8 protein-coding genes are annotated in these 12,428 nt (G+C 66.0%); 3 read left to right on the top strand and 5 right to left on the bottom strand.

Going from position 1 to position 12,428, the window contains the following annotated elements; genetic code table 11:
- Nucleotides 1–31: 31 nt before the first annotated feature.
- Together I6L48_RS00715 and I6L48_RS00710 are read right to left on the bottom strand one after the other, a co-directional pair.
- Nucleotides 32–697: an amino acid ABC transporter permease gene (locus tag I6L48_RS00715; RefSeq protein ID WP_113068984.1), complete on the bottom strand. Its 666-nt coding sequence runs from the start codon at nt 695–697 to the stop codon at nt 32–34.
- The gene (locus I6L48_RS00710; RefSeq protein ID WP_048208437.1) at nt 694–1,905 is read right to left on the bottom strand and encodes a threonine synthase; all 1,212 of its coding nucleotides are present in this window, start codon (nt 1,903–1,905) and stop codon (nt 694–696) included. The genes I6L48_RS00715 and I6L48_RS00710 overlap by 4 nt, the downstream gene beginning before the upstream one ends.
- 215 nt (nt 1,906–2,120) lie before the next feature.
- On the opposite strand from I6L48_RS00710, the gene I6L48_RS00705 reads away from it, so the two are divergent.
- The 3 genes from I6L48_RS00705 (at nt 2,121) to I6L48_RS00695 (ending at nt 7,496) form a co-directional block, all read left to right on the top strand.
- Complete coding sequence (locus I6L48_RS00705) at nt 2,121–4,268, top strand: prolyl oligopeptidase family protein (RefSeq protein ID WP_113068983.1); 2,148 nt, start codon at nt 2,121–2,123, stop codon at nt 4,266–4,268.
- Nucleotides 4,269–4,471: 203 nt separating this feature from the next.
- On the top strand, nt 4,472–6,622 hold the full coding sequence (locus I6L48_RS00700; RefSeq protein WP_113068982.1) for an AsmA family protein: 2,151 nt from the start codon (nt 4,472–4,474) through the stop codon (nt 6,620–6,622).
- A 139-nt stretch (nt 6,623–6,761) separates the two neighbouring features.
- Nucleotides 6,762–7,496, top strand: a complete 735-nt coding sequence (locus I6L48_RS00695; protein WP_113068981.1) for an SDR family oxidoreductase — start codon at nt 6,762–6,764, stop codon at nt 7,494–7,496.
- Nucleotides 7,497–7,552: 56 nt separating this feature from the next.
- Here I6L48_RS00695 and glnE read toward each other — a convergent pair whose 3' ends face one another.
- From glnE to I6L48_RS00680, 3 genes are all read right to left on the bottom strand, one after another.
- Nucleotides 7,553–10,426 (bottom strand): bifunctional [glutamate--ammonia ligase]-adenylyl-L-tyrosine phosphorylase/[glutamate--ammonia-ligase] adenylyltransferase, encoded by a 2,874-nt coding sequence (gene glnE, locus I6L48_RS00690; protein WP_225159571.1) that lies wholly within the window; start codon nt 10,424–10,426, stop codon nt 7,553–7,555.
- Nucleotides 10,427–10,561: 135 nt separating this feature from the next.
- Complete coding sequence (locus I6L48_RS00685) at nt 10,562–11,002, bottom strand: GNAT family N-acetyltransferase (protein WP_113068979.1); 441 nt, start codon at nt 11,000–11,002, stop codon at nt 10,562–10,564.
- A 118-nt stretch (nt 11,003–11,120) separates the two neighbouring features.
- Complete coding sequence (locus I6L48_RS00680) at nt 11,121–12,371, bottom strand: methyl-accepting chemotaxis protein (RefSeq protein WP_010675666.1); 1,251 nt, start codon at nt 12,369–12,371, stop codon at nt 11,121–11,123.
- Nucleotides 12,372–12,428: the final 57 nt, after the last annotated feature.

The following is a 12,428-nucleotide window of genomic DNA, read 5'->3' as shown; positions in this document are numbered from 1 at the left end:
CTGCAGGACAATAGGTGCCTTCATCAGTTGTTCAATGACCGAACTGACCATGTTGCAGCCTCCTTTCAACGACGCGCAGGGCAAGGGAGAGCGGCAGAAAGATCAGCACGCACATCAAGGTCAGTACCGCCAGCATCTCGTAGGTCTTGTAGTAGAGGGCGATATAGTTCCTGGTGGTGTAGAGCAGCTCGGGCACCGCCACCGCCGAGGCCACCGTGGTCTCTTTGAGCAGAAAGATGAAGTTGGCAAACAGCGCCGGCAGGCTGGCGAGCCAGGCCTGGGGCAGCTGGACGTGGCGCAGCAGCTGCCAGCGGGAGAGGCCGATGGCCCGGCCCGCTTCCAACTGGCTGGGGGGGATTGCCTGAACGCCTGCCCGCAGCGCCTCGGTCAGGTAACCGCCGCCGAGGAAGGTCATGGCGATCACTGCCGTGGCAAAGCCGGAGAGCGAGATGCCGAGCGCCGGCAGCCCGAAGTAGAGAAAGAACAGCTGGATCAAGAGCGGCGTGTTGCGGGCCAGCTCCACATAGGCGCGGATCACCCCGTTCAGCCAGGGCTTGTGCAGGCTTTGCAGCGTCACGTTGAGCATCGCCACAGTGAGCGAGGTGAGGATCACGATGGCGCCGAGCTGCAGGGTGACCCAGACCGATTGGCAGAACGCCGGCAGGGTGGTGAGAACAAAGGACCAGTCGAAGCTCATGCCGGGATCCTCCCATCGCGGCGCAGCCGCTGGGGCACGACCGTGATGGCGTCAGGGTACTTGATGCCGGCGCCGGTGTTGAGCACCACCACCCGCTCGCCCCCCTGTATCCAGCCCGCTTCCCGCAGCTGGCGGGCGGCGGCGAAGGCGGCCGCCCCTTCCGGGCAGACGAAGCTGCCTTCGCGCGCGGCGAGCTGTCGGATCTCGCGCTGGATGGCGCTATCGTCCACCGCGATGGCGCACCCCTCGGTGCGATAGAGGGCGTCCAGCACCAGAAAGTCCCCCAGCGCCTTGGGCACGTTGATGCCAAAGGCGAGGGTCTGGGAATCGGGCCAGAAGCGCGATTCGCGCTCCCCTTGCTGCCACGCCTGGACGATGGGGGCGCAGCCGCTCGCCTGCACCGCCACCAGTCGCGGCAGCGGCCCCTTGACCCAGCCCAGCTCCTGCAACTCCCGCAGCGCCTTGTAGATGCCGATGAGACCAACCCCGCCGCCGGTGGGGTAGAGGATGACGTCCGGCAGGGTCCAGCCGAGCTGCTCGGCGATCTCCAGCCCCATGGTCTTCTTGCCCTCGATGCGATAGGGCTCCTTGAGGGTGGAGGCATCGAACAGCCCCTGCTCGGCCACCGCCTCGGCCACCTGGCGACCGGCGTCGCTGATGAGGCCGTCCACCAGATAGAGGCGGGCACCGGCCAGCGAGGTCTCCAGTCTTGTGATGGCGGGGGCTGCTTGGGGCATGACTATGGTGCTGCGCAGCCCGGCGCGGGCGCCGTAAAGCGCCCAGGCCGCACCGGCGTTGCCGTTGGTGGGCATGGCGAAGTGGGTGATGCCGAGCTCCCGGGCGCGGGAGACGCCGACCGCGGCGCCGCGGGCCTTGAAAGAACCGGTGGGGATGATGCTCTCATCCTTCATCCAGAGATCCGGAATGCCAATCTGCTTGCCGAAAGCGGGCAGGGGCAGCAGAGGAGTGAAGCCTTCCCCCAGGGTGATCACCTGGGCGGGGTCGCGCACCGGCAGCAGCTCGTGGTAGCGCCACAGGCTGGCGGGGCGGCCCAGCAGAGCGGCCGGGTGCCAGGCCTGTTTCAGGGCCTCGAGGTCGTAGCTGGCCAGCAAGGGGGCACCTACCGGGCTCAACTGCTGGGGCTGATCGGCATCCACTATCTCGCCGGTCTTGCTGCAACGCAGATGTGATAGGTAGCTGTACGGCATGCTTTATCCTGAATGGCTCACGTTGGCTGGTGTCTTATTCCATCCTGTGACCCAGGGGCCGGATAACAAACAAAATAAAGCGGCAAACTTAAGCGAAAAAATTCATATGGCTCCCCCGTGTCGGCGGGCCACCCTCTGTCACCGGTCGGGGGGTTGGGCCATCCGGCGCGCTTTGTTAACCTGCCCGCTCATTCAAACCGCAGGGAGCCGCCTCGATGCGAGCCATTGTCAGCCTGCTGGCCCTGTCACTGCTCTGTGCGTGCAGCGGCCAGCCAACCAGAGAGGATGCCATGTCAGGGAATACGCGCCTTCACTACCCCGTCACCCGCCAGGGTGAGCAGGTGGATCACTATTTCGGCCAGGCCGTGGCCGACCCCTATCGCTGGCTGGAGGATGACCGCAGCCCCGAGACCGAGGCCTGGGTCAAGGCCCAGAACCGGGTGACTCAGGGTTACCTGGCGCAGATCCCGTATCGCGCCGCCATCAAGGAGAAGCTGGCCGCCTCCTGGAACTACGCCAAGGAGGGGGCACCGTTTCGCGAGGGACGCTACCACTACTTCTTCAAGAACGACGGTCTGCAGAACCAGAACGTGCTGTGGCGCCAGCTGGAGGGCAAGCCGGCCGAGGTGTTCCTCGATCCCAATACCCTCAGCCCCGACGGCACCACGGCGCTGGATCAGCTGAGCTTCTCCCGCGATGGCCGCATCCTGGCCTACTCCTTGTCGCTGGCCGGCAGCGACTGGCGCGAGATCCACCTGATGGACGTAGAGAGCAAGCAGCCGCTGGAGGCGCCCCTCAAGGACGTGAAGTTCAGTGGTATCAGCTGGCTCGGCAACGAGGGCTTCTTCTACTCGAGCTACGACAAGCCGGATGGCAGCGAGCTGTCGGCCAGGACCGATCAGCACAAGGTCTATTTCCACCGGCTCGGCACGGCGCAGGAGGATGACCGGCTGGTGTTCGGCGCCATCCCGGCCCAGCACCACCGTTACGTGGGGGCGACCGTCACCGAAGATGACCGCTTCCTGCTTATCTCGGCGGCGAACTCCACCTCGGGCAACCGCCTCTATGTGAAGGATCTGAGCCAGGAGAACGCGCCGCTGCTGACGGTGCAGGGGGATCTGGATGCGGACGTGAGCCTGGTGGACAACAAGGGCAGCACCCTTTATCTGCTGACCAACCGGGACGCCCCCAACGGCCGGCTGGTGACGGTGGATGCCGCCAACCCGGGCCCGGCCCGCTGGCGGGATCTCATCCCCGAGCGCCAGCAGGTGCTGACGGTGCACAGCGGCAGCGGCTATCTGTTCGCCGAGTACATGGTGGATGCCACCGCCCGGGTCGAGCAGTTCGACTACGAAGGCAAGCGGGTGCGCGAGGTGGCGCTGCCCGGCCTTGGTAGCGTCAGTGGCTTCAACGGCAAGCACGACGACCCCGCCCTCTACTTCGGCTTCGAGCACTATGCCCAGCCGCCGACTCTCTACCGGTTCGAGCCCAAGAGCGGCGCCATCAGCCTCTATCGCGCCTCGGCTGCGCCGTTCAAACCGGAGGATTACGTTTCCGAACAGCGCTTCTACCAGAGCAAGGACGGCACCCGGGTGCCGCTCATCATCAGCTACCGCAAGGGGCTCAAGCTTGATGGCAGCAACCCGACCATCCTCTACGGCTACGGCGGTTTCGACGTGAGCCTGACCCCGAGCTTCAGCGTGTCGGTGGCCAACTGGCTGGATCTGGGGGGCGTCTATGCGGTGGCCAACCTGCGCGGGGGCGGCGAGTATGGCCAGGCCTGGCACCTGGCGGGCACCCAGCAGAACAAGCAGAACGTGTTCGACGATTTCATCGCGGCGGCCGAGTACCTCAAGGCCGAGGGCTACACCCGCACCGATCGGCTGGCGATCCGTGGTGGCTCCAACGGCGGTCTGCTGGTGGGGGCGGTCATGACCCAGCGGCCGGATCTGATGCGGGTCGCCCTGCCGGCGGTGGGGGTGCTCGACATGCTGCGCTACCACACCTTCACCGCCGGGGCGGGCTGGGCCTATGACTACGGCACCAGCGCCGACAGCGAGGCGATGTTCGACTACCTGAAGGGCTACTCGCCCCTGCACAACGTCCGGCCCGGGGTCAGCTACCCCTCGACCCTGGTGACCACGGCGGATCACGACGATCGGGTGGTGCCGGCCCACTCCTTCAAGTTTGCCGCCACCCTGCAGGCCGACAATGCCGGCCCCCATCCCCAGCTCATCCGCATCGAGACCAATGCCGGGCACGGGGCGGGCACGCCGGTGGCCAAGCTTATCGAGCAGAGTGCGGACATCTATGCCTTCACCCTGTACGAGATGGGCTACAGGGAGCTGCCGCGTCAGCCTTGATCCGGGCGAGAGGGGCGCCAGCCATCCACTATCATCAGGGCCCTGCGGGGCCCTTTTTATTGCCGCGCGTTGTAAGAGCTGCGCTGGCAGCAATAGCTGCGACCATCCCTGTCTCGCTGCTGGCCCGTTTTGGCAGACGGGCCCCATCTGTCATCCCCCCGGTGGTATAGTCAGCCACAAGATCCGCATTCAAGGAGTCCATCGTGAAGAAGATCATCTACATCCTGCTGGGGTTGGCGCTGGCGGCCGTGGTGGCCATCGCCGCCCTGGTGTCCCTCATCGATCCCAACCAGTTCAAGCCTCAGCTGGCGGAACAGGTGCGCAAGAGCACCGGCCGCGAGCTGGTGATACAAGGGGATATCGGCTGGCGTTTCTGGCCGAGCCTCGGCCTCTCCCTCGAGCAGGTGGCGCTGCGCAACCCCGCCGGTTTCGCCGAGCCCGACCTGGTGCGATTCGAGCAGGGTGAGGCCTCGGTAGGCTTGCTGCCGCTGCTCTCCCATCGGCTTGAGATAGGCAAGGTGACCCTAAGCGGCGCCCATCTCTTTATCCAGACCAAGGCTGACGGCAGCTCCAACCTGAGTGACCTGCTCAAGGCCTCCGCCGACCCCAAGGGGGAGGCGACGACCTCCGAGCCTGCCGCAACGACGCCCCCAGCCGCCAGTGACAAGCAGCCCTGGCAGATCAGCCTGCAAGGCATCGCGCTGGTGGATGCCAGCGCCCTGGTGCGGGACGATCGCAACGGTACCGTCTCTCGTCTCGAACAGCTGGACCTGAACCTGGGCCAGCTGGCGGTCGATCAATGGGTACCGGTGACCCTGGCCGCCAAGGGGGCCCAGGGTGAGCTGGCGTTTGATCTCAAGGGGTCGGCCCAGCTCAAGCTGGCCCGGGAGGCCATGAAGAGCGAGCTCAAGGATCTCAATCTCAGCGGCAGCCTGAACCAGCCGGCCCAGCGGCTGGATGCCTTCACCCTCAAGGCCGATCGGCTGGCATTGGGGGAGTGGAGCAGTCTGAGCCTTAGCCTCAGCGGGGCACAGGGGGCGGCGGACAAGCCGACCCTGGCCGGTACGCTGGAGGGGACCCTCAAGGCGCGGCTCGATGAAAACCGGCAACTGCTGGAGCTGTCGGATGCCGTGCTGGCCGCCAAGCTGAGTGGTGATTCTCTGCCGCGCCCGCAGATGCAGGTGAAGTTGGCGGGCTTTGCCCGCGCCGAGCTGGACAAGCAGAGCGTCGCCCTCAGCAACCTGGTGATGGGGGTCGATGATGCTCTGCTGAGCGGCAGCGGCGCCGTTCGTCTGGGGGCCGTACCCAAAGTGGACTTTGACCTCAAGGGGGAGAAGCTGGATCTCGACGCCTGGCTCGGTCAATCGGCCAAAGCCGCGCCCGCTGCGGCCATGTCGGGCGCCGCAGCCTCGGCCGGAGCACCGGCACAGACCGCCGCCCAGGCGCTCTCCACGGACGAACCGGATCTGACCGTCCTCAAGGCGGTGGACCTGGCTGGCCGCCTGCAACTGGGCAGCCTGCGCCTCAAGGGGCTGGATCTGAGCGCCGTCGATCTGCAACTGGCCCTGGCCGGTGGTCAGCTCACCCTCAAGCAGTTCAGCGCCGGGGTGGCCGGCGGCCAGGTGACCGCGAGCGGTCTGCTCGATGCCCGTCAGCAGCCGGCCCGCTATCAGGTGCACAAGCGGGTGCAGGGAGTCGAAGTGCGGCCGCTGCTGCAGACCCTGGCCCAGACCGACCTGCTGGAAGGCAAGGGGGATCTGGAGGTCGAGGCGCAGGGCTCAGGACTCTCCGAGCAGGCGCTGCGCAGCCGGATGCAGGGCAAGGTGAACCTCAAGTTGAGCGATGGCGCCCTGCACGGCATCAACTTGGCGGAGATGATCCGCGAGGCGCGGGCCACCCTGACCGGCAAGGGGGCGGATCAGGTGAAGGAGGTGCGCAAGACCGACTTCAGCGCCCTCACCGCCAGCTTCCAGATTGCCAACGGGATTGCCAGGAGCAACGACATCCAGCTCTTTGCCCCCGCCCTGCGGGTGAAGGGGCAGGGCCAGACCGCCCTGGTGCCGGAGACCCTCGACTTCCTGTTCCTCACCTCCGTGGTGGAGAGCAGCAAGGGGCAGGGGGGCAAGACGGTGGATGAGCTCAAGGACATCACCATACCGGTGCGCATCGGCGGCCACTGGCAGGCGCCGAGCTACAAGCTCGACGTGAAGGCACTGCTCAGCAACAACAAGGTGCTGGAGGAGAAGGCCCGCAAGGAGGCCGAGCGCGGTCTCAAGAAGCTGCTGGGTGACAAGGCCGACAACGAAGGGGTGAAGGGGGTGGCGGACCAGCTGCTCAAGGGCCTGTTCAAATAGCCAACTTCCCCTTGTTGCCATCAAGAGCCCGCCCCGTGCGGGCTCTTTGTTGTGGTGCCGGGCGTCACGGAACGAGGTGTGGTCGGCAACATGAGGTACTATGCGAAACAGTCTTCGAAACCGGGAACCAGGAGGGTTCATGAAAAAACGGGTGCTGATCACCGGCGGCGGCAGAGGTATCGGGGCCGCGACAGCCCGCTATCTGGCGGCGCAGGGTTACCATCTCTGTCTCAACTATCGTCAGGACAGGGTGTCCGCCGAGGCGGTGGTGGCCGAGATCCTGGCCACCCATCCGGTCGAGTGCATCGCGGTGCAGGCCGATGTCAGCGTGGAGGCCGAAGTGGTGCGCCTGTTCGAGGAGATGGACGCGCGGCTCGGCCCCGTCACTCATCTGGTGAACAACGCCGGCAGGTTGCAGCCCCAGATGAAGGTGCTGGAGATGAGCGCCGAGCGCATCAACCAGACCCTGACCACCAATGTCACCAGCTGCTTTCTCTGCTGCCGCGAGGCGGTGCGCCGCATGACGGCGGGGGGCGCCATCGTCAACGTCTCTTCCGCCGCTGCCCGGCTGGGCTCCCCCGGGGAGTACGTGGATTATGCCGCCGCCAAGGGGGCCGTCGACGTGCTGACCAGAGGCTTGTCGCTGGAGCTGGCGGCCCAGGGGATCCGGGTCAACGGGGTGCGCCCGGGTTTCATCTACACCGACATGCATGCCGACGGCGGCGAGCCCGGCCGGGTGGACAGGATCAAGGGGGCCATTCCGCTGCAACGGGGCGGCGAACCCCGTGAGGTGGCGGCCGCCATCGCCTGGCTGCTGTCGGACGAGGCCTCCTATGCCACCGGCACCTTTATCGATGTGGCAGGCGGGCGCTAGGTCATCTTCAACAAGCCTTTCGTCAACGAGAAGGGGCGCCATGGCGCCCCTTCTGCTTATTCTCCCAGCAGCTGTTGCCAGACCGCCAGCACATGGCCCCGCTCTCGCGGCAACTGATCGTCCCCCACCTTGCGGGAGATCTCCGAGAGGTTGAGGCGATGGCCGAGGTTGCGGATCTCCAGATAGGCCTGCTTGAGCCCCTCCGCCTGCTCCAGTGTGAGCACTCCCGCCATCACGCACTCATCGAAGATTCGCACATTGTCTGACCAGCGGGTGAGGGCGTCCGGCTCACCGCAGGCATGGGCCAGCACCAGGTACTGGGCGATGAACTCGATGTCCACCATGCCGCCGGGGGACTGCTTGAGATCGAACTCTCCCTCTCCCGCCTTGAGCAGGTGATCCCGCATCTTCTGGCGCATCTCCCGCACTTCGCGGGCCAGGGTGGGCAGATCCCGCTCCTTGGCCAGCACGTCGCGGCGGATGCGGGCAAATTCGGCGACCACGGCATCATCACCATAGATGGGACGGGCTCGCACCAGGGCCTGATGCTCCCAGGTCCAGGCTTCCTGCTGCTGGTACTGCTCATAGGCCGACAGCGATGAGACCAGCAGGCCTGCGTCGCCGGAGGGGCGCAGCCGCATGTCGATCTCGTAGAGGATGCCGGACGGAGTGCGGGTGCTGAACAGATGCAGGATCCGCTGGGCCAGGCGCAGGTAGAACTGGCGGCTGTCGATGGGCTTGCGACCGTCGGTGTAGCTGTTGGGGTCGCCGCCGTGCAGGAACACCAGATCGAGATCCGAGCCGTAGCCGAGTTCGATGCCCCCCAGCTTGCCGTAGGCCACCACCGCAAAGCCGCGCTGGCCGCTCACCGCCACCTCGGGCGGCACCCCGTAGCGTTCGCTCATCTGGGCCCACGCCTGATTGACCACCTCCTCGGTGATCGCCTCCGCCAGCCAGGTGAGGTGGTCGCTCACCTTCATCAGCGGCAGGGCGCCGGCGATGTCGGCGGCGACGATGCGCAGGAGCTGCACCTGCTTGAACTGGCGCAGCGCCTCCATCTGCTGCTCCACGTCCTCCTCGGGGATGCGCAGCAGGAACTGGCGCAGCTGGGGCTTGTACTGATCCAGCGGGGTGGGGTGGTAGAGGTGCTGGGGATCCAGCAGCTCGTCCAGCAGGATGGGGTAGCGGGCCAGCTGCTCGCTCACCAGGTTGCTCTCGTCACACAGGCGCACCAGCTGGCGCAGGGCGGCGGGGTTTTCCGCCAGCAGTTGCAGATAGGCGCTGCGGGTGAAGATGCGGGTCAGCAGGGTGCAGACCCGCTCGAACAGGCGGGCGGGCTCGCGGCTCGCCACCACCAGGCGCAGCAGCTCCGGCATCAGCCAGTCCAGGGCGATGCGCCCCTGGGGCCCCACCTGACGGCGCTTGTACTCCTCCTTGAAACGCAGCAGGGCGGCGCAGAGGGGGGCGGGCTCCACCACTCCCTGCGTGGTCAGCAGTTTTTCCAGCTCGGCGGCATCAAGCTCGGTGCGCCAGAGATCGAGCCAGAGCTGTTCCAGGTGGGCGGGGGCCTCCTTCTCTTCCCCCACCACGGCGACGAACTCCTGATGGACGGCGGCCATCTCCTCATCGAGGTGGGCCATGAAGGCGTCCCAGTCGGTAAAGCCGAGGGTGGCGATGAGCCGCTGGCGATCCCGATCCTCGGTGGGAAGGGTCTGGGTCTGCTGATCGCCGATCTCCTGCAAGATGTTTTCCACCCGGCGCAGGAAGCGATAGGCGGTGAGCAGGCGTTCGCACTGGCTCCCCTCCAGGGCCCCCCCCTGGGCGATGGCGGCCAGCGCCTCGGGCAGGTGGCGTACCCGCAGGGCGGGCTCGCGCCCGCCACGGATGAGTTGCAGCGCCTGGGCGATAAACTCCACCTCGCGAATGCCCCCGGCCCCCAGCTTGATGTTGCCCTCCAGTCCCTTGCGGCGCACCTCGGCGGCGATCATCGCCTTCATCTGGCGCAGGCCGTCGATGACGCCGAAGTCGATGTAGCGGCGGAACACGAAGGGGCGCAGCAGTTCGGTCAGGGCCGTGGCATGTTCACACTGGGGGCCCAGCACCCGCGCCTTGACCATGGCGTAGCGCTCCCAGTTGCGGCCGTGATGCTGGTAGTAGTCCTCCATGGCGGCGAAGGAGATGGCGAGCGGCCCCGCATCGCCAAAGGGGCGCAGCCGCATGTCGACCCGGAACACCTGACCATCCTGGGTGGGCTGGTGGAGGGCGTTGATGAGACGCTGCCCGAGCTTGATGAAGAACTGCTGATTGGCGAGCTCCCGCCGCCCGCCAACGGTGTAGCCGTTCTCGGGGAAGGTGAAGATAAGGTCGATGTCCGAGGAGAAGTTGAGCTCGCCGCCGCCGAGCTTGCCCATCCCGAGGATGAGCAGCGGCTGGGGGTTGCCATCGCCGTCCATGGGGGTGCCCAGCTCGCTGCACTGTTTGGCATAGAGCCAGTTGCGGGCTCCACAGATGAGGGCATCCGCCAGCTTGGTGAGATGGATGAAGCTCTCTTCGACCTCGGACTCCCCGAGCAGCTCGCGCCAGGCGATCACCAGCATGCGGCTGCGGCGGAACTGGCGCAGGATGCGCTTGAGCGCCTCCTCGTCCGCGACCTCGGCGAGCAGGGCTGCGAGTTCAGGTTCATAGGCGGGCCAGCGCTCGGCCCGGGTCAGAGCGTCCGATGCCAGGGTCTCGGCCAGCAGCCCCGGTTGCTTGATGAGGGAGTCGGCGACAAAGTCGGAGAGGCCGAGCAGGGTCAGCAGGGTCTGGCGGGTGGGCTCGGGCAGTGCGTCATACTGGGGCGCCTGGGCGAGCAGCCGCTGCCAGTGGCGCAGGGCCTGCTCCTGCAGCAAGGGAGAGAAGGCGGAGAAAGAGGGAGAGTGCTGGGCCACGGTTGCCATCCTTGTGGTTGACGAGTCTGCAGGGAGAGTGAAATGCCGGCTGCCAATCTAGCACTCCCGGGCGCTGGCGTCACAGCGCCGCTGCCCGGAAGGTGATCAGGCGACGGATCTGGCGATCGGCCGGGCTCAGGGACGCCGGTAGATCTCGGGGTCGTAGATTTCCATCAGGCTGCCGGGGCTTCTCGGCGGCACAAAACCGAAACCGGCGTAGAGGCCGTGGGCATCGGAGGTGGCGAGGGAGAGACGGCGCAGCCCTTGCAGCTCCGGGTGGGCGAGGATGGCTGCCACCAGGGCCTTGCTGTGACCGCGCCCGCGATGTTCGGGCAGCACGAAGACGTCGGCGAGATAACCGAAGGTTGCCTTGTCGGTGATGACCCGGGCGAAGGCGACCTGCTGGCCGTCGAGATAGGCTCCGAAGCACTGGGAGTGGTTGATGGCCCGCTGCAGGGTGGCGAGGGGAATGCCGAGGCACCAGTAGGCCTCTTCACTGAGGAAACGGTGAATGAGCGGGACGTCGAGGCGCCCCTTGTCGTCGCTTATCTCAAGCGCACGTTCTGTGGTCTGCATCCTGGCTCCTTGCCGTGATGAAAAAAGAAAGGCCCCTAAGGGGGCCTTCCAGTGTACTCAAATCACGACCTCAGGCCAGCCTGAAGGTTTGACGATGGGCGCCAGCATCAGGCCAGCATCAGGCCAGCTTGAAGGCCTGGATATGGCTGTCCAGCGTCTGGCTGTGGTGTTCCACCAGTTCGGAGGCATCTTTCAGCTCCCGCAGCACCACGACGGAGCCTTCCACCACCTGTTTGACCTGCTCCAAGTTGGCATTCATCTCCTCGGCGACCGAGCTCTGCTGCTCGGAGGCGGCGGCGATCTGGCGGTTCATGTCGGCCACTCCCTGCACCCGCTGCACTATGGTGTCGAGCTGGGTACCAGCCTGGGTCACCTGCTCCACCCCCTTGTCCGCCTGCTGCACGCTCTCGGCCATCAGGCCGACGGCCTGGCGGGCGTTGCCCTGAAGCTGCTCGATCATCTTCTGGATCTCGACGGTGGCCGCCTGGGCACGGTTCGCGAGTTCGCGCACCTCGGAGGCGACCACGGCAAAACCGCGACCCGCCTCACCGGCGCGGGCGGCCTCGATGGCGGCGTTCAGGGCCAGCAGGTTGGTCTGCTCGGAGATGCTGCGGATGGTGTCCACCACGGAGCCGATGCGATCGACCCCGTGCTCCACTTCGTTGACCACGGTGGAGGAGCGCTGGATGTTGCCGGAGAGAGTGTCGATGGTGTTGACGGTAGCCGCCACGCAGCGGCTGCCCTCCTCGGCCAGCTGGCTGGTTTCGGCGGTGGCGTGGGACGCCTGCTCCGCGTGGTTGGCCACTTCTCGAATGGCACCTACCATCTGGCTCATGGCGCTGGCAAGCTGCTCAATCTGGGTGAACTCCTCGTTGATGGCCTCGTTCGCCTCATCCATGCAGAGAGTCACCTGGGAGGCGATCTCGTTGAGCTCCTTGCAGGCGGCACGCTGGGTCCCGAACACCTCCTTGAGGTTCTCCTGGGAGTGGGCCACCGCCTTGGCGATGTCGCCGAACTCGTCCCGGGACTTGAGCAGCACGCTGTGGCTGAGATCCTTGTTGGCGAAACGCTCCAGCAGCCCCACCAGGTAGTGGACCTGCTTGACCATGAGGCGGGAGCCGGTGAGCAGCAGCACCACGAAGACGACCCCCATGAGCGCCGTCTCCACCAGCCCGGTCCAGAGCAGGCGATCGGCGATGGTGTTGGCCATGGCGGCATCAATGCCCTCGCTGAGCAGGGTCGCTTCCAGGTTGCTGGCATCGAACCAGAGTTTGGCCAGCAGCAGCAGGGTGCTGAACACCATGAGCAGCACCACCTTGGGCACCAGTCGGATGTTGCTCATGCGCCTCTCCAGCGGGTTCAACTGCATAATTTTTCTCCTTTCAACGTCCATTATTCCTTTGCCGTCATAGCTATCGGCATTATC

It is taken from the genome of Aeromonas sp. FDAARGOS 1418, from assembly GCF_019048585.1.
Classification (GTDB): Bacteria; Pseudomonadota; Gammaproteobacteria; order Enterobacterales; family Aeromonadaceae; genus Aeromonas; species Aeromonas caviae.
This window is presented reverse-complemented; position numbering and strand designations above follow the sequence as displayed.